This window comes from Streptomyces vulcanius (assembly GCF_042653945.1).
In the GTDB taxonomy this organism is placed as follows: Bacteria; Actinomycetota; Actinomycetes; order Streptomycetales; family Streptomycetaceae; genus Streptomyces; species Streptomyces mangrovi.
Window position 1 is genome coordinate 79,626 of record NZ_JBHSFK010000020.1, and the last position, 19,161, is coordinate 98,786.

The 19,161-nt window shown below is 72.4% G+C and carries 17 protein-coding genes; 10 read left to right on the forward strand and 7 right to left on the reverse strand.

Annotated features, from left to right (window positions below):
• The first annotated feature begins 27 nt into the window (after positions 1–27).
• The 7 genes from ACFPIH_RS28530 to ACFPIH_RS28560 are packed head-to-tail and all read left to right on the forward strand — an operon-like array spanning position 28 to position 6,973.
• Positions 28–1,356 (forward strand): phenylacetate--CoA ligase family protein, encoded by a 1,329-nt coding sequence (locus ACFPIH_RS28530; protein ID WP_381178104.1) that lies wholly within the window; start codon positions 28–30, stop codon positions 1,354–1,356.
• The gene (locus tag ACFPIH_RS28535; RefSeq protein ID WP_381178106.1) at positions 1,356–2,081 is read left to right on the forward strand and encodes a hypothetical protein; all 726 of its coding nucleotides are present in this window, start codon (positions 1,356–1,358) and stop codon (positions 2,079–2,081) included. Before ACFPIH_RS28530 ends, ACFPIH_RS28535 begins: the two co-directional genes overlap by 1 nt.
• A gap of 29 nt (positions 2,082–2,110) precedes the next feature.
• Positions 2,111–3,022 carry an SDR family oxidoreductase gene (locus ACFPIH_RS28540; RefSeq protein ID WP_381178110.1) on the forward strand — a complete coding sequence of 304 codons (912 nt, stop codon included), beginning with the start codon at positions 2,111–2,113 and terminating at the stop codon, positions 3,020–3,022.
• Between the two features lies 1 nt (position 3,023).
• A complete protein-coding gene (locus ACFPIH_RS28545; protein WP_381178113.1) occupies positions 3,024–3,452 on the forward strand; it encodes a Zn-ribbon domain-containing OB-fold protein in 429 nt (142 codons plus the stop codon).
• Positions 3,449–4,600, forward strand: a complete 1,152-nt coding sequence (locus ACFPIH_RS28550; protein WP_381178115.1) for a thiolase family protein — start codon at positions 3,449–3,451, stop codon at positions 4,598–4,600. The genes ACFPIH_RS28545 and ACFPIH_RS28550 overlap by 4 nt, the downstream gene beginning before the upstream one ends.
• A gap of 16 nt (positions 4,601–4,616) precedes the next feature.
• Complete coding sequence (locus ACFPIH_RS28555) at positions 4,617–5,861, forward strand: acyl-CoA dehydrogenase family protein (RefSeq protein WP_381178118.1); 1,245 nt, start codon at positions 4,617–4,619, stop codon at positions 5,859–5,861.
• Entirely contained in the window at positions 5,858–6,973 is a 1,116-nt protein-coding gene (locus ACFPIH_RS28560; protein WP_381178121.1) for an acyl-CoA dehydrogenase family protein, read from the forward strand. The genes ACFPIH_RS28555 and ACFPIH_RS28560 overlap by 4 nt, the downstream gene beginning before the upstream one ends.
• Positions 6,974–6,979: 6 nt before the next feature.
• Here ACFPIH_RS28560 and ACFPIH_RS28565 read toward each other — a convergent pair whose 3' ends face one another.
• The 7 genes from ACFPIH_RS28565 to ACFPIH_RS28595 form a co-directional block, all read right to left on the reverse strand.
• Positions 6,980–9,319: a protein kinase domain-containing protein gene (locus tag ACFPIH_RS28565; RefSeq protein WP_381178124.1), complete on the reverse strand. Its 2,340-nt coding sequence runs from the start codon at positions 9,317–9,319 to the stop codon at positions 6,980–6,982.
• Between the two features lie 104 nt (positions 9,320–9,423).
• Entirely contained in the window at positions 9,424–10,581 is a 1,158-nt protein-coding gene (locus ACFPIH_RS28570) for an acyl-CoA dehydrogenase family protein (protein ID WP_381178127.1), read from the reverse strand.
• A 17-nt stretch (positions 10,582–10,598) separates the two neighbouring features.
• The gene (locus ACFPIH_RS28575; protein WP_381178130.1) at positions 10,599–11,111 is read right to left on the reverse strand and encodes a DoxX family protein; all 513 of its coding nucleotides are present in this window, start codon (positions 11,109–11,111) and stop codon (positions 10,599–10,601) included.
• A complete protein-coding gene (locus ACFPIH_RS28580) occupies positions 11,108–12,022 on the reverse strand; it encodes an SDR family NAD(P)-dependent oxidoreductase (protein ID WP_381178133.1) in 915 nt (304 codons plus the stop codon). Before ACFPIH_RS28580 ends, ACFPIH_RS28575 begins: the two co-directional genes overlap by 4 nt.
• Positions 12,023–12,025: 3 nt before the next feature.
• Positions 12,026–13,192, reverse strand: coding sequence for a CaiB/BaiF CoA transferase family protein (locus tag ACFPIH_RS28585; RefSeq protein ID WP_381178136.1), 1,167 nt, complete (start codon positions 13,190–13,192; stop codon positions 12,026–12,028).
• A 19-nt stretch (positions 13,193–13,211) separates the two neighbouring features.
• Positions 13,212–13,991 (reverse strand): enoyl-CoA hydratase/isomerase family protein, encoded by a 780-nt coding sequence (locus ACFPIH_RS28590; RefSeq protein WP_381178139.1) that lies wholly within the window; start codon positions 13,989–13,991, stop codon positions 13,212–13,214.
• 10 nt (positions 13,992–14,001) lie between these two features.
• On the reverse strand, positions 14,002–14,757 hold the full coding sequence (locus ACFPIH_RS28595) for an SDR family NAD(P)-dependent oxidoreductase (protein ID WP_381178142.1): 756 nt from the start codon (positions 14,755–14,757) through the stop codon (positions 14,002–14,004).
• A gap of 84 nt (positions 14,758–14,841) precedes the next feature.
• On the opposite strand from ACFPIH_RS28595, the gene ACFPIH_RS28600 reads away from it, so the two are divergent.
• Genes ACFPIH_RS28600 through ACFPIH_RS28610 form a run of 3 tightly spaced genes read left to right on the forward strand, consistent with a single transcriptional unit; the run spans position 14,842 to position 19,156 of the window.
• Positions 14,842–15,984, forward strand: coding sequence for an acyl-CoA dehydrogenase family protein (locus ACFPIH_RS28600; RefSeq protein WP_381178145.1), 1,143 nt, complete (start codon positions 14,842–14,844; stop codon positions 15,982–15,984).
• A 59-nt stretch (positions 15,985–16,043) separates the two neighbouring features.
• Positions 16,044–17,558 carry an aldehyde dehydrogenase family protein gene (locus ACFPIH_RS28605; protein WP_381178148.1) on the forward strand — a complete coding sequence of 505 codons (1,515 nt, stop codon included), beginning with the start codon at positions 16,044–16,046 and terminating at the stop codon, positions 17,556–17,558.
• A 23-nt stretch (positions 17,559–17,581) separates the two neighbouring features.
• Positions 17,582–19,156, forward strand: a complete 1,575-nt coding sequence (locus ACFPIH_RS28610; protein ID WP_381178151.1) for an AMP-binding protein — start codon at positions 17,582–17,584, stop codon at positions 19,154–19,156.
• Positions 19,157–19,161: the final 5 nt, after the last annotated feature.

The following is a 19,161-nucleotide window of genomic DNA, read 5'->3' on the forward strand; positions in this document are numbered from 1 at the left end:
TGGGCAGCTGAGCCGCGAGGAGGCGTCATGGTCGGTGACGGTGACAGGGACACCGGTGAGAGGTACTTCGAGCCACTGGTGGAGACCATGCCGCGTACCGAGTTGCGGGTGTTGCAGGAGGAGCGGGTCCTGGAGCTCGTCGAGTACGCCTACGGCCGCTCCGACTTCTACCGGGAGCTGTGGGACGCGCACGGGGTGCACCCCCGTGACATCCGCACCCTGGAGGACTTCCGGGCGCGGGTGCCGTTCATCACCAAGGACATGATCCGCGCCCACCGGGCCCGCACCGGCGACCCCTTCGGCGGGATGCTCTGCGTCCCGGTCGAGGAGCTGACCTCGGTCTCCTCCAGTTCGGGCACCACGGGCGACCCGGAGTTCTTCGCCGAGATCTGGCAGGACGCCCCGCCCCTGGTGACCGCGCAGGTGCGCGACCTGTGGGAGCTGGGCCTGAGGCCGGGGGACCGGGTGCTGAGCCCGCCCGGCACCTTCCGCAACCTCATGGACGCCGGCTTCCAGGCGCTGGGGGCCGTGGTCATCGAGGTGGACACCTGGATGGGGAACATGGCCGAGGTCGTCGAGGCCCTGCGCACCTACCGCCCCGCCTATCTGCAGATGATGTATCCGCAGATGGTGGAGCTGGAGCACCTGGCCGAGCGGACGGACCTGAAGGAGGCGTTCTCCTCCCTCAAGGGCGCCTCCTGCGCGGGCCAGCCCCTCAGCCGGCGGATGCGCGAGCGGATCCGCGACGACTGGGGCATCGACGTCTACGAGTACACCAGCGCCGCCGACACCGGCACGGCCTGGGAGTGCCGTGAGCACGACGGTTTCCACCTGTGGGAGGACACCGTCTTCGCGGAGTGCGTGGACGTGGACGAGGCGGGCTGGAGCGACGTCGCCGAGGGCGACCTCGGGGAACTGGTCGCCACCGACCTCGACAACCGCGCCGCCCCCCTCATCCGTTACCGCAGCGAGGACCTCGTCCGGCTCTCCCACGACACCTGCGGCTGCGGCCGTACCCACGCCCGGATGTGGGTGGCAGGCCGGCGCGGCGACGAGACCGTGGTCGGCGGCCGGTCCGTGGTGCTGCGGGACATCTGGCAGGCGGTGGAGGACCAGCCGGAGACCACGGCCGGCGTGTTCCAGATCGTCCGCGAACGGCGCGAGGTCGACGAACTGCGGCTGCGCGTCGGCTTCGACGCCCGGCTCACCGAGGACGTCGACGCCCTGGCCGGCCGGCTGACCGAGGCCGTGCGCGAGCGGACCGGCGTCAAGCCGGTGCTCGACCTGCGCACCGAGGAGGAGCTCTTGAGCACCATGACCAGTGTCGCCAAGTTCCCCCGGGTGGTGAAGAGCTGATGGCCCGCGCCGCCACCCTCGCCCGGGCCCGCGACCTCGACCGGCCCGCACTCGCCTACGTCGTCCGCTTCCCCACCGCCGACGGCACCCGGGACATGGAACTGACCTGGGCGGAACTCGCCCGCGACACCGCCTGGGCCACCGAGCGGCTGCGCGGCCACGGGCTTGCCGCGGGACAGCGGGCCCTGCTGACCACCTCCGGCTTCGAGGGCTTCTGGGGCCAGGCGGTCATCGGCGCCCTGCGCACGCTGCGGGTGACGTACGGCATCGCCGAGGCGATGGGCTGGGACCACCGCCGTACCGCCGTCTTCCACCGCGAACTGCGCCCGGACACGGTGATCGGCCTGTCGGCCGAGACCCTGGAGGGACTGGCAGGCACCGGCGACATCGGCGAGATGTTCCGCCCGCTGGCGACCGTGCTGGCCCGGCCCACCGCCGTACCCGTGCTGCGCGGGGCCGGTGTGACCGCCTGTGTGCTGTCCGCCGTCGGACCGGCCCTCGCGCTGGAGTGCCCCGAGCGCGCCGGCGCGCACGTCAACGCGGCCGAGTGGCGCGTCGGCGAGCGGGACGGGCACCTGCTCGTCGCCGCCGGGGAGTCACGCACCTCGGCACTGCCCGAGACCCCGCTCGCCCTCCGCGGCCGGGTCGTCACCGGCCGCTGCGCCTGCGGCAGCGAGGACCCACGGGTGCTGTTCGCCGACGCCGGCCAGCTTGATTCGCCTTGAACATCAGAGAAGTCGAAGAGGAGTTGAAGATGTCCGAAGGAGTGCTCGACGGCCGGGTCGTGGTCGTCACCGGCGCGGGCAACGGCATCGGCAGGGCACACGCCCTGGCGTCCGGCGCGCAGGGTGCGAAGGTCGTCGTCAACGACCTCGGCGGCGGACGCGACGGAGGCGGTGCCTCCGCCGGGCCCGCCCAGTCCGTCGTGGACGAGATCGTCGCGGCCGGCGGCGAGGCCGTGGCCAACACCGACGACATCGCGACCTGGGAGGGCGCCGGCCGCCTCGTGCGGCAGGCCGTGGACACGTACGGCGGCCTCGACGTCCTGGTCAACAACGCCGGGATCCTGCGCGACCGGATGATCGTGTCGATGACCGAGCGGGACTGGGACAGCGTGGTCGCCGTCCACCTCAAGGGCAGCTTCGCCACCCTCCACCACGCCGCCGCCTACTGGCGCGAGCGCGCCAAGTCCGGTCGGAGCAACGACGCCCGGGTCATCAACACCACTTCTCCTTCAGGGGTGTTCGGCAACCCCGGCCAGTCGAACTACGGCTCGGCCAAGGCCGGCATCGCGAGCCTCACCGTCATCGCCGCGGCCGAACTCGCCCGCTACGGCGTGACGGTGAACGCCATCGCGCCGACCGCGCTCACCCGGCTGACCGAGGACATCGAGATGATGCGACGGGCGGCCGAGGCCGAGGACCTCACCCCGGAGGCGATCTCACCGCTCGTGGTGTGGCTCGGCTCCGCCGCCTCCCGTGAGGTCACCGGCCGCGTCTTCGGCGTCGCCGGCAACCGCGTAACGGTCCTGGAGGGCTGGGTGGGCGGCCCCGCCGCGAGCGCCGAATCCCGTTGGACACAGGACGGGTTGACCTCCGTCGTCCCCAACCTGGTGGCCAAGGCGGCGCCCAACGCCGACGCGCTCGGCAACCGGAACGGGGCCTGAGATGACCACCACACAACTGCCGGTCGCCGAGGGCCTGTTCACCTGGCCGCCCGCTCCGCTCCGGCTCATCGGCTCCGAGTGCGCGTCCTGCGGCCTGGTGAGCTTCCCCGCCGCCACGGACTGCGTCCGCTGCGCGAGCAGGGAGTCGAAGGAACGGCTCCTGGCCGACCGCGGCACGCTGTGGACGTACACCACCCAGAACTTCCGCCCGCCGTCCCCGCCGTACGACGGCCCCGAGGAGTTCGAGCCGTACACCGTCGGATACGTCGAGCTTCCGGGTGAACTCGTGGTCGAGGCCCGGCTGACCGAACCCGACCCGGAGAAGCTGCGCATCGGGCAGCCCATGAGCCTGACCCTGGTGCCCTACACCGTGCGGGACGACGGTACCGAGGTCATGACGTTCGCGTTCACTCCGGAGGAGACATCATGACCGAGGCCGTCATCATCGGAGTGGGCCTGCACCCCTTCGGACGCTTCCCCGGGAAGTCGGCGATGGACATGGGCGCGGACGCGGTCCGCCTGGCGCTCGCCGACGCGGGCGTCACCTGGCCACAGATCCAGGGCGGCTACGTCGGCAGCTACGAGGTGGCCAATCCCGACGCGATCGTGGGCCGCCTCGGCCTGACCGGAGTGCCGCTGCGCGGGGTGTTCAACGGCTGCGCCACGGCCGGTACGGCCATCGCGCTGGCCGCCCGCGCGATCGAGACCGGCGAGCACGACCTGACCGTCGCGATCGGCATGGACAAGCACCCGCGCGGCGCCTTCGCCGCCGACCCGTCCGTGGCCGGCATCCCCGCCTGGTACGGGCAGACCGGGCTCTTCCTCACCACCCACTTCTTCGGCATGAAGATCAACCGCTATATGCACGACCACGGCATCTCCGAGGAGACCCTCGCGCGCGTGGCGTCGAAGAACTTCCGCAACGCCGCCGGCAACGACAAGGCCTGGCGCCGCACCCCGCTGTCGGCCGAGGAGGTCCTCGCCTCACCGGTCCTCAACCACCCCCTGCGCCAGTTCATGTACTGCGGCCCGAACGAAGGCGCGGCGGCCCTCGTGCTGTGCCGCGCCGACCAGGCCCACAAGTACACCTCGCAGCGGCCCGTGCGGGTCAGGGCCACCGCCCTGCGCAGCCGCCGGCTCGGCGCCTTCGAGGTGCAGAGCCCGTCCTTCCCGGTCGGGGACACGGTCGACAGCCCGACGGTGGACGCCTCCCGGGCGGCGTACGAACAGGCGGGGCTGGGCCCCGAGGACGTCGACGTCGCACAGCTCCAGGACACCGACGCCGGGTCGGAGGTCATCCACATGGCGGAGAACGGCCTCTGCAAGGACGGCGAGCAGGAACGCCTGATCGCCGAGGGCGCCACCGAGATCGGCGGCCGGCTCCCCGTCAACACCGACGGCGGACTGCTCGGCAACGGCGAACCCATCGGCGCCTCCGGACTGCGCCAGATCCACGAGATCGTGCTCCAGCTGCGCGGCACCGCCGGCGACCGGCAGATCCCCGGTACCCCCCGCGTCGGCTACACCCACCTGTACGGCGCGCCGGGCGCGTCGGCGGTGACGATCCTCTCGACCTGAACGCGGAGCTCGAAACATGGACCAGGACATGCAGGACTTCGCCGCCGAGGCGCGCCGCTTCCTCGACGCGCACGCGGCCAAGGCACCCGGCCGCACCGCCTTCACCTGGGGTGAGGGCGACGACTCGATGGCCTACTTCAGCAGCCTGCCGCCCGAGGAGGAGAAGGAGGACGTGGCGCGGGCCCGGGCATGGCAGCGGACCCGCCACGAAAACGGCTTCGGCTGGATCACCGGCCCGGCCGAGTACGGCGGCCGGGGCCTCACCCCCGTGCACGACCTCGTCTACGACGCCGTCGAGTCCGAGTACGTCGTCCCCGACACCGGAGTGCTCGGCGTGGTCGGACTCGGCATGATCGGCCCGACGATCCTGGCCCACGCCCAGCCCCGCATCAAGGACGAGTGGCTGCCCGCGATGTACCGCGGCGACGCCATCGCCTGCCAGCTGTTCAGCGAGCCCGGCGCCGGCTCCGACCTGGCGAGCGTGGCCACCCGCGCCGTACGCGAAGGCGACTCATGGGTGCTGAACGGGCAGAAGGTGTGGACCTCCGTCGCCCAGCACAGCCAGATCGGCCTCGCCCTGACCCGCACGAACCCCGACGCCCCCAAGCACAAGGGCATCACGGCCTTCCTGGTGCCCATGGACGCGCCGGGCGTCGAGGTCCGCCCGCTGCGGCAGATGACCGGCGGCGCGGACTTCAACGAGGTGTTCCTCACCGACGTACGCGTCCCCGACGACCACCGCCTCGGCGAGGTCGACGGCGGCTGGACCGTCGCCCTGACCACCCTGATGAACGAACGTGCCACCGTCGGCAGCGAGGGCGCCGCCCCGGTGGCCGCGGCCCTCTCCCCGGAACGGCTCTCGGCGCTCATGCGCGCCACCTGGACCTGGGACGACCGCGCCCTGCGTGCCCGGCTCGCCGAGCTCCTCGTCGACGCCCTCGCGACCGAACACCTCAACAACCGTGCCCTGCGCAAGCTGCGGTCCGGCGCGGCCCCCGGCCCCGAGATGTCCGTGTCCAAGCTGATGTACGGTCAGAACCTCACCAGGGCCGCCCACTTCGTCGCCGACTGCCTCGGACCGCGCGCCATCGCGGACACCGGTCAGTGGGGCACGTACGCCTGGACCGAACTGCTCCTCGCCACGCCCGCGCTGCGGATCCTCGGCGGCACCGAGGAGATCATGAAGAACATCCTCGCGGAACGCGTCCTCGGCCTGCCCAAGGAACCGACGGCCACCGCTGCCAAGGAGGTGCGCGGATGAGCGCCGACGAGACCGAGCTCAACGAACTGCGGGCCTCCGTACGGGAGTTCCTGGCGGCCAAGTCGCCCGAGGAAGCCGTACGCAAACTCATGGAGAGCGAGCAGCGCTTCGACGCCGAGGTATGGGCGCAGGCGGCCGACCAGTTGCGGCTGCCGGGACTCGCCCTCCCGGAGGAGTACGGCGGCGACGGCTTCGGACCCGTCGAACTCGGCGTCGTACTGGAGGAGTCGGGGCGTGCCCTGTGGTGCGCGCCGTTCTTCGCGACCGTCGTCCTGGCCGCCCAGGCCCTGCTGGCCTCCGGTGACAAGGAGGCCTGCGCTCGCCATCTGCCCGGCATCGCGGCCGGATCGACCACGGCCACCCTCGCCGTCGCCGAGGACAGCGGCTCCTGGGACCCCGTCCTGATCTCCACCCGGGCCGTGCCCGACGGGGAGAGCGGGTGGAAGCTCAGCGGGCGCAAGTGCTTCGTGATCGACGGTACGACGGCCGATCTGGTCCTCGTCGTCGCCCGCACCGTCGCCGGGCCCTCGCTCTTCGCCGTGGACCGGGACGCGGCGGGCCTCACGGCCGTACCCATGGAGACACTGGACGCCACCCGGGCGATGGCCCGGCTCACCCTCGACTCCGTACCGGCGACACTCGTCGGCGCGGTCGGTGCGGGCGGACGGGTGATGGCCGAGGTCCTGGACATCGCCTCCGTCGGGCTGGCAGCCGAGCAGGCGGGCGGGGCGCGCCGGTGCCTGGAGACGAGCACCGAGTACGCCCGCACCCGGCACCAGTTCGGTCGGCCGATCGGCTCCTTCCAGGCCGTCAAGCACAAGTGCGCGGACATGCTCGTACAGGTGGAACTCGCCGAGGCCGCCGCCCGGGAAGCGGCCCGGCTGGCCGCCGAGGGCGCCGCGGACTTCGCCGTCGCCGCGGCGGTCGCGCACGCCTGCTGCTCACGGGCCTACCTGAGCACGGCCATGGAGAACATCCAGGTCCACGGCGGCATCGGATTCACCTGGGAGCACCCGGCCCACCTCTACTTCCGGCGGGCCAAGTCCTCGCAGCTGCTCTTCGGGGGACCGGCGGTGTACCACGAGCGGCTGCTGGACCGGCTCGGCATCTGACGGCCGTCAGCCCCACTTCCAGGCCTGGTTGCTGCTGCCCGCGCAGCTCCAGGCCTGTACCCGCTGACCGTCCTGGCCGGAGGTCGCGGCCTCCGCGTCCAGACAGAAGCCGTCCGGAACGCTGACGAGGGTCTTGACGCCGGCCACGCCGGAGGTGCCCAGACTCCACCGCTGTGCGCGCAGCCCGCTGCACCGGGTGCTGTGGATCTGGTTGCCGTTCTGCCCGGCGCCGTCGGCGCCGGACTCCAGGCAACGGTGATTGCCCAGGTTGACGACGGTGTAGTGGGCGGCCTGACCGGGCACGGGGTACAGCGCCCACTTCTGCTGCGGGGCGCCCGTGCACTCCCAGACCTGGACCGTCTGCTCCGTCTGGCCCGCCGTGCCGGTGTCGGCGTCCAGGCATCTCGCGACGTCGACGGAGTGGACGCTCTCGGTCACGGTGACCCGGCCGCTGCGGACGGCACCGCGGGGCTTGCTGTAGAGGAGTTGCCTGGTCTCCGGGCCGACCCTCCCGTCGGCGGTGAGACCGGCCTCGGTCTGGAAGACCTTGACGGCGGCGAGGGTCTGCGCCCCGAACCTCCCGTCGACCGTGACCTGAAGGCCGTAGCCCGAGAGAAGGTACTGGAGGGCGGCGACGCAGTCCCCGTGGGAGCCCGAGGCGAGCTCCGCGAGGCAGGAGGCGGTGGCCCGGAGGTCCAGCTTCTTGGGATCCAGTGCGGGGGTTGTCGCGGAGTGCGAGGCCGTCGGGCCGTCGTCCGGTTCCGTCTCTGTCGCCGAGGGGGTGGCGGAGGCCGTGTCCGGTGCGGGGCCGGACGGCTGGGCCGGGTTCTGCGCCGCGGTCGGGGTGGACGTCTGCTCAGGCCCGGCCGCCGCCGGGGTGTCGCCCCGGCTCAGCAGGGCCACGGTGAGGCCACCGGTGACCAACGCGGCCACCGCGGCGGCCAGCACCACGTTCCGGCGCTGGCGCCGGCGCTCCCGGGGCAGGGCCGTGGCGGGGTCGGCGACGGACGGTGACCCCGACGGACCGGTGGCCGGACCGCCGGGCGCGAGTGCGCCGGGCCCGGAGGACGCCGCGGCCCCGGCCTGCGCCGCGGGCACCCCGAGCGCACCGGAGACGGCGGAGGAGGAGCCGGACCCGGGAGAGGAACCGAAGGGGGAGAAGGAGCCGGGCACTGAGGAAGCGCCGGCCCCGACGGAAGAGCCCGCCTCCGGCGCGGTGCCGAAGGGGGAGAAGGGGCCGGGGGTCGAGGAGACGCCGGGTGCGGGAGAGGAAGCGGCCCCTGGGGCAGCGTCGGTGCCCGGGGCGGCGCCGAACGGGGAGAAGGAGCTGAGCTCGGGGGAGGAGTCGCGCCCTGGGGGAAGGGCCGGCCCGGCCTGCGCGGCGGATGCCGGGAACGCGGCGAATCCGGCGCGCTTCCCGGCGCCGGGCGGATCGCCCGCCGGTGCGGCCAGCTGGTGGCCGATGGCCGTTCTGAACACCACGTCCGGTGCCGGTCGCAGCTCGGGTTCCTTCTGCAGACAGAGCCGGACGAACGCGGCCAGTTCCCGGTCGGCGGCCGCCACCTTGGCGAGGACCTCCTCGCGCGGCGGATCGAAGGCGACCCGGTGCAGCACGTCGACGCCGGTCCCCTCGCCGAACGGCGCCGATCCGGTCACCGCGTACGTCAGGGTCGAGGCGAGGGTGAAGACGTCGGACGCGGCGGTCACCTCCTGGCCCCGGACCTGCTCCGGAGACATGAACGCCACCGTGCCCACGTTCTGGCCGGTGGTGGTGATGGAGGTGGAGTCGGCGGCCTGGACGATGCCGAAGTCGATGACCCGGGCACCGTCGGCCGCGAGGATCACATTGGACGGCTTGAGGTCGCGGTGCACGATCCCCGCCCGCGACATGGCCTCGATCGCCCGTCCCACGTCGGCCATCAGCCGCCAGGCCGCCGCCGCGTCGATCGACCCGAGCTCCTCGACGACGTCGTCGAGCGTGGGCCCGGGTATGTACTCGGTGGCCACCCACAGCAGGCCCCCGTCGTCGCCGCTGCCGAGCAGCCGCACGGTGTGCGCCGCCTGGACCAGGCCCAGCGCGCCGACCTCCCGCTCGAAGCGCTTGCGGAACCTCGGGTCCTCCGCGTACTCGGGCCGGATCACCTTGACGGCGGCGGGACCCGGCCCGCCCTCGGTGTTCCGGCCCAGGTAGACCAGCCCCATCCCGCCACTGCCGAGCACCGACAGGAGCACGTACGGTCCCACCCGCTCGGGGTCGGTCCTCCGGAGGGGGACCGGTGCCGGCGGTTCCATCCCGGCCGCCGCGTAGGCCAGCGCGCGGGACCGGCTGTGAAGAGGGTCAGACATGGGGATTCCGGTCTCTCGCGTGACATGTGCGATGTGCGCGACTGATGTCGGTCAGCGGGAGACTATCGCAACCTCCTTGCGGAAAAGACGAGTTGGTGTTCGAATCAATTCCGTGTCGCGTCGCCCAGCAGGGCCTTCGCGATGATCACCTGCTGGATCTGGCTGGTTCCCTCGTAAATGCGGAACAGTCGGGCGTCCCGGTAGAAGCGCTCGACGGCCACCCCGCGCATATAGCCCGCCCCGCCGTGGATCTGCACCGCGCGGTCCGCGACCCGCCAGACCATCTCGCTCGTGAAGTACTTCGTGCAGGACGGACCGATCTTGGTGTCGGTACCGGCGTCGAAGGCGCGGGCGGCCTCCAGGACGGTGGCGCGGCCGGCGTAGTAGTCGGTCATCGAGTCGGCGATCAGGCCCTGGACGAGCTGGTACGAGCCGATGGGCTTCCCCGACTGCCGGCGGGTGCGGGCGTATTCCACCGACTCGTCGACCAGCCGCTCGGCCATGCCGACGCAGAGGGACGAGATGTGCACCCTGCCGTGCGCGATACAGCCCATCGCCGTGTGGAAGCCACGGTTCAGGCCGTCCTCGCCGCCCACGAGGGCCTCGGCCGGTACGCGTACGTCGTCGAAGAACACGTCGGCGGTCCAGGCGCCGAACTGGCCCATCTTGTGGTCCTTGGGCGCCACCGTGAGGCCCGGGGTGCCGGCCGGGACCAGGAAGGTGGAGATGCCCCGGGTGCGCGGGGCGTCGGGGTCGGTCCGGGCGAAGACCATGAAGACGTCGGCGAGCGGCGCGTTGGTGATGTACCGCTTGGCGCCGTTGATCACCCAGTCGTCACCGTCCCGGTGCGCCCGCGTGGTCAGCGTGGAGGGGTCCGATCCGGCGTCCGGCTCGGTGAGGGCGAAGGACGCCAGCACCTCGCCGGAGGCGATCCGGGGCAGCCAGGAGGCCTTCTGCTCCTCCGTGCCGCCGACCATCAGGACATGTCCGGCGATGCCGTTGTTGGTGCCGAACATCGACCGCAGGGACGGGGTCGTGTAGCCCAGCTCGAACATCAGCTGTGCCTCTTCGTACATCGACAGGCCGAGGCCGCCGTACTCCTCGGGCAGCGCGAAGCCGAAGAGGCCCATCTTCTTCGCCGCCTCGCGGATGTCGGCCGGCATCTCGTCCTTCTCGTCGATCTCCGCCTCCAGCGGTACGACGCGTTCCCGGACGAAACGCCGGACCTCCGACAGCACCGCGGTGAAGTCCTCCGCGTCCATGTGGTCTCCCTTTCCCGTCACTTGTCTGTCTCGTCCGGCTTCTCTTCGGGCCGGTAGCAGGCCGCCAGCAGGGCCGCCGCGCTCACCGCGCCCAGCCCGGCCGCGAACACCGCGGGCCCGGCGCCCGACCGCCGGTGCCCGAACAGCCCGTCCACCGAGTACCGGCCGTTGCCCAGCGCGGCCAGCGCCACGGCCGCGCCGCCCACCACACCGGCGTACTCCCAGCCGCCCTTGAAGACGAAGAAGCCCTTGCCGCGGTGGTCGGTACGGGCCGCCACCGCCATCAGGCCGACGGCGGCCGCGGCGGGGAGCGGGCCCGCCACGCCCAGCGCGATGCCCACTCCCGCCGCGATCTCGGTGCCGGCGGCCATCCGGGCGTGCACGGCGGCGGGCCGCAGTCCGAGTGCCTCGAACCAGCCGGTCGTGCCCTTCAGTCCGCCCGGCCCGGCGACCTTGTTCCAGCCGTGGGCGAAGAGCATCGGACCGAGCGTCGCGCGCAGCGCGAGCGCGGCGGCGTCCTGCCCCTTCACTGGCCCACCCCGGTGGCGCGGCCCGCGGGCGCGGCGCCGTACAACCGCGGTACGGCGTCCATGAGTTCCTCGGGGGTGAGCGCCTCGCCCGACCTGCTGGGGTAGACGCCCGAAACGGTCCAGCCCTCGAGGCGGTTGAGCCGGTTGCCCTCGATGCGCAGCACCTGGCCGGTCAGCCAGGACGCGGCGTCGGAGGCCAGGTAGACGACGACACCGGAGGCGTTGGCCGGGTCGCGCGGGTCGAAGCCGCCGGGGCCGGCCTCCAGGGAGGCGCCGACCTCAAGCCCCTCCGTCATCCGGGTCGCCGCGATGGGCGAGATGGCGTTGGCGGTGACGCCGTAGCGGCGCATCTCCAGCGCGGTGAGGACCGTCAGCCCGGCGATCCCGGCCTTCGCGGCGCCGTAGTTGGACTGGCCCTGGTTGCCGAACAGGCCCGTTCCCGAGGTCGTGTTGATGATCCGGCCGGCGACCCGCTCACCCCGTTTGGACGCCTCCCGCCAGTACGCGCACGCGTGCCGCGTCAGCGCGAACGTGCCCTTCAGATGGACGGCGATCACCGCGTCGAACTCGGCCTCGGTCATCGAGAACAGCATGCGGTCGCGCACGATCCCCGCGTTGTTCACGACGACGTCCAGCCGTCCGAACTCGGCGACGGTGTCCGCCACCAGCGCCTCCGTCGCGTCCCAGTCGCTGACCGAGGCGTGGTTGGCGACCGCCCGCCCGCCGAGCTTGGTGATCTCGGCGACCACCTCGTCGGCCGGGGAGTCACCGGTCCGTTCGCCGTGCACGCCGGCGCCGAGGTCGTTGACCACCACGGCCGCCCCGGCCTCGGCGAGCGCCAGGCAGTGCGCCCGGCCAAGCCCCCTGCCGCCGCCTGTCACGATGGCGACCTTGTCGTCGAGGATGCCCACGCCCTACCTCCCTGTTGTGCCCAGCTCGTTGAGTACTTCGTCGGTGTGCTGGCCCAGCGTCGGCGCACCGCCGCGCGGTTTGTCGTCCACGCCCCAGAAGCCGACCGGTGTCGCCACCGTCCGCAGCGGCGGCGCGTCGCCCATACCGGGCTGTTCGACGAAGGCGCCGACCGCCTCCGCCTGCGGATCGGCCGACACCTCCGCCAGGGTCTGCACGGGCGCCCACCACACGCCCTCGGCGTCGAACCGCGTGGCCCACTCCGCCAGCGGCCGGGTCGCGAACTCCTCGTCGAACACGGCGATCAGTTCGCGTACGTGCCCGCGCCGTGCCTTGCCCGTGGCGAACCGCTCGTCCTGCGCGAGGTCCTCCCGCCCGAGCGCCTTGATCACGCCGGGCCAGTGGCGGTTGCCCTCCAGGCCGACCAGCCAGAACCAGCGGTCGTCGGCGGCCCGGTAGCTGTTGTAGAGCGGGGACTCGTGCTCGGTGCGCGGACGGGTCCGGCCGCGTCTGCCGAAGAAGTTCTGCAGCGCCAGGTCGTTGCCGTTGGCGTACGTCCCCGAGCGCAGCAGCGACACGTCGACCACGCCGCCCTCGCCGGTGCGGGCCCGGCGCAGCAGCGCGGCCAGGACACCGGCCACCAGGTTGGCGGCGGCGGTGCGGTCGCCGAGGCCCGGGCGGATACCGGGCGGCGGCTCTCCGGCCGGGTTGAGCATCGCGGCGATGCCGGGCCTGGCCCAGAACGCGGAGACGTCGTACCCGGCCCGGTCGCGCTCGGCGCCGCTCCAGCCGTATCCGGTCAGGGTGCCGACGACCAGGCGGGGATGCCGGGCCCGGATCTCCTCGGGCCCCAGGCCCAGCCGCTCCAGGGCGCCGGGGCGCAGGTTGGTGACGAACACGTCGGCACGCGCGAGCAGTTGCTCCAGCGCGGCCTTGCCCTCCTCGGACCGCAGGTCGAGGACCACGCTGCGCTTGCCCCGGTTGTCGGTCTCGAACGGGGGCGCGCTGTCGATGTCCTGGCCGACGTGGCGCAGCGTGTACCGGTTGGGGTCGCCGGTCGGCGCCTCCACCTTGATCACGTCCGCGCCCCAGTCCGCCAGCATGGTGGCGGCGGCCGGAGCGGCCACCCACATGCCCAGCTCGACCACGGAAAAGCCTTCCAGCGGACGCACGGCCCACCTCCTCAGATCTTCAGACACCGCGGAACTCCCCAGGGCGCCGCTCACGGAACGCCTTCAGCCCTTCCTCCCGGTCCTCGGTGCAGAACAGCACCGAGACGGTCTCCCGCTCGTAGGCGACGGCCGCCGTCAGGTCCATGCCGAGCCCATGGCCGACCAGGCGCTTGCCCGCCGCGAGCGCCAGCGGGGCCCCGGCGGCGAGCCGGGCCGCCAGCGCCTCGGCGGCCCCCAGGGCCCCGCCGGGCGCGGCCAGTTCGTTGACCAGGCCGAGCGCGTAGGCCCGCTCGGCGTCGACGGGCTCGCCGGTGAGGATCATCTGCCTGGCGACGGCCGGCGGTATCAGCCGCGGCAGCCGCTGGGTGCCGCCCGCGCCCGGCAGGACGCCGAGCTTCATCTCGGGCAGTCCGAGCCGCGCCCCGCGCTCCGCCACCCGGAGATCGCAGGCGAGCGCGAGTTCGAGACCGCCCCCGAAGGCGAAGCCGTGGACGGCCGCCACCGACGGCTTGGGGAACTCCTCAAGGAGTGCGAACGCCTCGGTGAGCCGTCCGACGAAGTCCCGGAACTCCCCGGGCCTGGTGAACGACTCGATCTCGCCGAGGTCGGCGCCGGCCGAGAACGCCCGGCCGGCCCCCGTCAGCACCAGCGCCCGTATGTCGTCGTTGTCGCGCACGTCCTCCAGGGCCGCCCGCAGCCGGGCGACGGTCCGCGTCCCGATCGCGTTGAGGCGTTCGGGCCGGTCCAGGGTGAACACGGCGATCCTGTCGCGGAGTTCGACCCGCAGCACGTCGTTCATCGGGTGCACCTCACAGCATCGTCAGGCCGCCGCTGACCGAGAGCGTCTGCCCGGTCATATAGGCGGCGTCGTCGGACGCGAGGAAGGCCACCACGCCGGCGATCTCGTCGGGACGGGCGACGCGGCGCAGCGGGATGGCGCGCACGGTGGCGTCGTACATCTTCTGGCTGTAGTCGGCGACCTGCCCGAGCAGCGCGGTGTCGGTGGGGCCGGGGCAGACGCTGTTCACGGTGATGTTGTGCCGGGCGACCTCGCGGGCCAGGGCCTTGCCGAAGGCGATCACCCCGCCCTTCGTCGCGGAGTACACCACCTCGCCGGAGGAGCCGACCCGGCCCGCGTCCGAGGCGATGTGGACGATCCGGCCGCCGCCGCGCTCGATCATCGCGTCGAGCACGGCCCGGGTCACGGTGATCGTGCCGCGCAGATTGACGGCGATGATCCGGTCCCAGGTCTCCTCGTCGCTGTCGACGAAGCGGCCGATGACATCGACGGCCGCGTTGTTGACCAGCACGTCCACCGGGCCCAGCGCGGTCGTCACCCGTGCCACGGCCGCGCGCACGGCCGCGCCGTCGGAGATGTCCGCGCCGACCCCCGTGGTGGGCACGCCGTACCGTTCGGCGAGGGTGGCCGCGACCTTGTCCGCGGCCTCCGCGTCCACGTCGCATACGGCGACCCGAGCTCCCTGCGCGGCCAGCGCGCCGGCGATCGCCTCGCCGATGCCCCGGCCCGCCCCGGTGACGAGTGCCACCTTGTCCCGTACGCTCACGCGCCCTCCTGACCTGGATCCAAAACAGCGCTATCGTATAACTACTTAAGCTGAATAAGCGAGATGTAGATTGAGGAGCTGAAGATGCGCCGCACGATCTTCACCGAGGAGCACGAGCTGTTCCGCGAGACCGCCCGCGCCTACTACCTGCGGGAATGCGCCCCGTACGGCGAGCAGTGGGAGCGCGACGGACAGGTGAGCCGGGCCGCCTGGGCGGCGGCGGGCAAGGCCGGACTGATCGGCTGGGAGTTCCCGGAGGAGTACGGCGGCCAGGGCATCCGGGACTTCCGCTACAACGCCATCATGGCGGAGGAGATGGCCGCCACCGGCGCGGTCGGCATCGGGCTCGGGCTGCAGAACGACGTCATCCCGCCCTATCTGATGGGCCTGACCACCCCTGAGCAGCGGGAGCGCTGGCTGCCCGGAGTGGCGAGCGGCGAGACGATCTGCGCGCTCGCCCTGTCGGAACCGGCCGCGGGGTCCGACCTCAAGGGCATCCGCACCACCGCCCGCCGCGACGGCGACGAGTGGGTGATCGACGGCTCCAAGACCTTCATCACCAACGGCATCCTCGCCGACCTGGTCGTCGTCGCCTGCAAGACCGACCCCGACGCCGGACACAAGGGCATCAGCCTGATCGTCGTCGAGCGCGGCGCCGAGGGCTTCGAGCGGGGCCGCAAGCTCGACAAGGTCGGGATGAAGGCCCAGGACACCGCCGAGCTCTTCTTCCGCGAGGTCCGCGTCCCCGTCGGCAACCTGATCGGGCAGGAGGGCCGCGGCTTCTACCACATGATGGGCAACCTCCCCACCGAGCGGCTCGCCATCGCCGTCGCCGCGCTCGCCTCCGCCGAGAAGGCGTTCGGCGTCACGCTGGCGTACGCCAAGGACCGCACCGCCTTCGGCCGGCCGATCGGCGAGTTCCAGGCCAACCGGTTCGCCCTCGCCGACATGAAGGCCAGGATCGCCGCCGCCCGCGGCTACCTCGACGGCTGCATCATGGCGCTGGTCGAGGGCGAGCTGACGGCCGACGAGGCCGCCGCGGCCAAGTACTGGACCACGGAGACCTGCTGGGAGGTCATCGACCGCTGTATGCAGCTGCACGGCGGCTACGGCTACGTCAACGAGTACGAGATCGCCCGCATCTGGCGGGACAGCCGGGTGCAGCGGGTGTTCGGCGGTACCTCGGAGATCATGCAGGAGATCGTGGGCCGGTCGCTGGGGCTCTAGGACCTGGCGAGACTCATTGACTAGCTTGGATAAATAGGTTAGCTATTTAAGCTCAAACTGTGTGCGGCATCGAGGAGGCATCCGTGGTCACGGTCGATGTGCGGCTGCACCAGGACAGAGCCAGGCAGGACCTGCCACGGCCCCGGCTGGTCATCGGCGGCAAGGACGTCACCGACGCGAGCGGCGGAGTCCACGAGCACCGCAACCCGGCGACCGGTCTGGTCCAGGCCCGCATCCCGCTGGCCGGCCCCGCCGAGGTGGACCAGGCGGTCGCCGCCGCGCGCCAGGCCTTCGAGGTATGGGGCCCCATGCGCCCCGCCGAACGCCGCCGTCTGCTCACCCGCTTCGCCGGGCTGATCCGCGACCACATCCCCGACTTCGCGGCGATCTGCCCGCTGGAGAACGGCGTCTGCATCGGCGGCTGGGCGGAGAACGTCGGCCCGCACGTCGCCGACTGGACCGAGTACTACGCCGGCTGGGCCGACAAGATCGAGGGCATGGTCGGGGCCGCGTACAGCCCCTACGAGAACGTCGAGTACACCCTCGCCGAGCCCTACGGCGTGATCGGCCACATCATCACCTGGAACTCGCCCGCGCTGTCCCTGGCGATGAAGGTGCCGCCGTCGCTCGCCGCCGGGAACACCGTCGTGATCAAACCGGCCGAGTCCACCCCGTTCTCCGCGCTGCTCTTCGCCGACCTGGCCCGCGAGGCGGGACTGCCCGACGGCGTGATCAACGTGGTCACCGGGCTCGGCGACGCCGGCGCGGCCCTGGTGCGGCACCCCGGCGTCGACAAGATCTCCTTCACGGGCGGCCCCGCCACCGCCCGCCGCATCATGGCCGACGCCGCGCTCGGTCTGAAGCCGGTCGTGTTCGAGCTGGGCGGCAAGTCCGCCAACCTGCTCTTCGCCGACACCGACCTCGACACCGTCGTGCCGTACTGCGCCGCGTTCGCCATGAGCAACACCGGACAGGGCTGCGCGCTGCCCACCCGGCTGCTGGTCGAGCGCCCGGTCTACGACGAGGTGGTGGCGCGCGTGACCGCGGTCGTCGCCCACCTCCCCGTCGGCGACCCGCTCGACCCGACGACGTTCATCGGCCCGCTCATCGACAGCGCCGCCCGCGACCGCGTCCAGGGCCTGATCGACAAGGCGGTCGAGGAACGGGCCGGCCGGCTCGTGCACGGCGGCGAACGCATCGACTCCGACGGCTACTTCGTGACCCCGACCGTCTTCGCCGACGTCGACAACCGCAGCGACCTCGCCCAGCGGGAGATCTTCGGCCCGGTCCTGGCCATCACCCCCTTCGACACCGAGGACGAGGCGCTCGCGCTCGCCAACGACACCGAGTACGGCCTGTCCGCCTACCTCCAGACCCGCGACATCGGGCGGGTCAACCGGCTCGTGCCACGGCTGAGGGCCGGGACGGTCTACGTCAACCCCGGCCCCAACCCGATCACCTCGCCCGCCACCCCGTTCGGCGGGGTCGGGACCAGCGGCTTCGGCCGGGAGGGCGGCCGGGCCGGACTCGACGAGTTCATCCACGTCAAGGGCGTCGGCGTAGCCCGCGCCTGACGAGACCTCACAGGAGCAATCACATGCATCCCGCCCGCCGCCTGACGTTCGGCGACCTCGTCCGCGAACACCGCCGGTCCTATCCCGAAGGCGTCGCCCTCGTCGACGGCGAAGTCCGGCTCACCTGGCCGCAGTTCGACGAGCGCACCAACCGTCTCGCCCACGCCCTCACGGCCGCCGGCGTCGGCCCCGGCGACCGGATCCTCTGGCTGGGCCAGAACTCCTTCCGCATCTGGGAACTCCTCGGCGCCGCCGCCAAGACCGGCGCCATGGTCTGCCCCGGCTACTGGCGCTGGGCGGCCCCCGAAATGGCCTTCGCCATCGAGGACTTCGACCCCAGGGTCATCGTCTGGCAGGACGAGGAGATCGGCGACACCGTTGCCAAGGCGCGCGCCGAACTGGGCGACGACCACCGGGCGCTGTGGCTGCGGCACGACGCGGAGGGCCCCGACTCCTACGAGTCCTTCCTGGCCTCCGGCGCGCCCGAGGACCCCGCCCTCGACGTCGACCCCGACGCCGCGCTCCTGGTGATCTACACGGCGGCGATCAGCGGCCGGCAGTCCGGCTCGATGCTCTCGCACCGCAACCTGCTCGCCATGGGCGCGAGCGCCGCCTGGATGGGTGACATCGGCCGCGAGACCGCCTTCCTCGGCGCCGGACCCATGTTCCACATCGGCAACTACCAGTTCTGGGGCGTCCCGGCCTTCGTCCACGGCGGCAAGAACGTCGTCGTGCGCCGGGTGGTCGCCGAGGAACTGCTGCCCCTGCTGGCCGAGGAGCGCTGCACCCACGCCTATCTGATGCCCCCCACCATCGCCCAGCTCGTCGCGCTGAACCGCGAGGCGGGCCACGACCTGTCCCAGCTGCGGGCGAGCGTCGCCGCCCCGCTGTGGCAGGGGACCGTGCCCACCGACACCAGCCGCTTCACCCGCAACGGCGGCGGCGAGGGCCGCGGCTACGGCCAGACCGAGGTGACCGGGTTCGCCGTCACCGGCGCCCACGGCGGCAGCGGCCTCGGCAACGCCGGCCGGCCCGGACCCTTCACCGCCGTACGCGTCCTGGACGAGCAGGGTGAGGAGTGCGCCCCCGGCACGGCCGGCGAGATCTGCGTCCGCGGCGACCTCGTCCACCTCGGCTACTGGAACCGCCCCGAGACCAACGAGCACCGCTTCCGCTTCGGCTGGTGGCACACCACCGACCTGGGCCGGCGCGAGGCGGACGGCACGATCAGCTTCCTCGGCACGACCACCCGCATGCTCAAGTCCGCTGCCGAGAACATCTTCCCGGCCGAGGTGGAGAACTGCATCGAGGCCCACCCGGCCGTCAAGGAGGCCGCCGTGATCGGCGTCCCCAACGAACGCTGGGCCCAGGACGTCAAGGCCGTCGTCGTCCTCCAGCCGGACGCCGGACCGCTCACCGCCGAAGAGGTCGTCGAACACTGCCGGGCGCGCATCGCCTCGTACAAGAAGCCGAAGACGGTGGAGTTCGTCGACGCGCTGCCCCGCACGAAGGACTTCGCCAAGGACTACGCGGCGCTCGACGAGCGCTTCGGCGGGGGCGGCTACCCGGGCGGCGACCAGCTCGGCGCCGGACGGTGAGCCCC

Bases quoted from the DNA above. Each gene is read 5' to 3' on its own strand.
- ACFPIH_RS28530 (WP_381178104.1), top strand. From the start codon at position 28: ATGGTCGGTGACGGTGACAGGGACACCGGTGAGAGGTACTTCGAGCCA.
- ACFPIH_RS28535 (WP_381178106.1), top strand. From the start codon at position 1,356: ATGGCCCGCGCCGCCACCCTCGCCCGGGCCCGCGACCTCGACCGGCCC.
- ACFPIH_RS28540 (WP_381178110.1), top strand. From the start codon at position 2,111: ATGTCCGAAGGAGTGCTCGACGGCCGGGTCGTGGTCGTCACCGGCGCG.
- ACFPIH_RS28545 (WP_381178113.1), top strand. From the start codon at position 3,024: ATGACCACCACACAACTGCCGGTCGCCGAGGGCCTGTTCACCTGGCCG.
- ACFPIH_RS28550 (WP_381178115.1), top strand. From the start codon at position 3,449: ATGACCGAGGCCGTCATCATCGGAGTGGGCCTGCACCCCTTCGGACGC.
- ACFPIH_RS28555 (WP_381178118.1), top strand. From the start codon at position 4,617: ATGGACCAGGACATGCAGGACTTCGCCGCCGAGGCGCGCCGCTTCCTC.
- ACFPIH_RS28560 (WP_381178121.1), top strand. From the start codon at position 5,858: ATGAGCGCCGACGAGACCGAGCTCAACGAACTGCGGGCCTCCGTACGG.
- ACFPIH_RS28565 (WP_381178124.1), bottom strand. From the start codon at position 9,319: ATGTCTGACCCTCTTCACAGCCGGTCCCGCGCGCTGGCCTACGCGGCG.
- ACFPIH_RS28570 (WP_381178127.1), bottom strand. From the start codon at position 10,581: ATGGACGCGGAGGACTTCACCGCGGTGCTGTCGGAGGTCCGGCGTTTC.
- ACFPIH_RS28590 (WP_381178139.1), bottom strand. From the start codon at position 13,991: ATGAACGACGTGCTGCGGGTCGAACTCCGCGACAGGATCGCCGTGTTC.
- ACFPIH_RS28600 (WP_381178145.1), top strand. From the start codon at position 14,842: ATGCGCCGCACGATCTTCACCGAGGAGCACGAGCTGTTCCGCGAGACC.
- ACFPIH_RS28610 (WP_381178151.1), top strand. From the start codon at position 17,582: ATGCATCCCGCCCGCCGCCTGACGTTCGGCGACCTCGTCCGCGAACAC.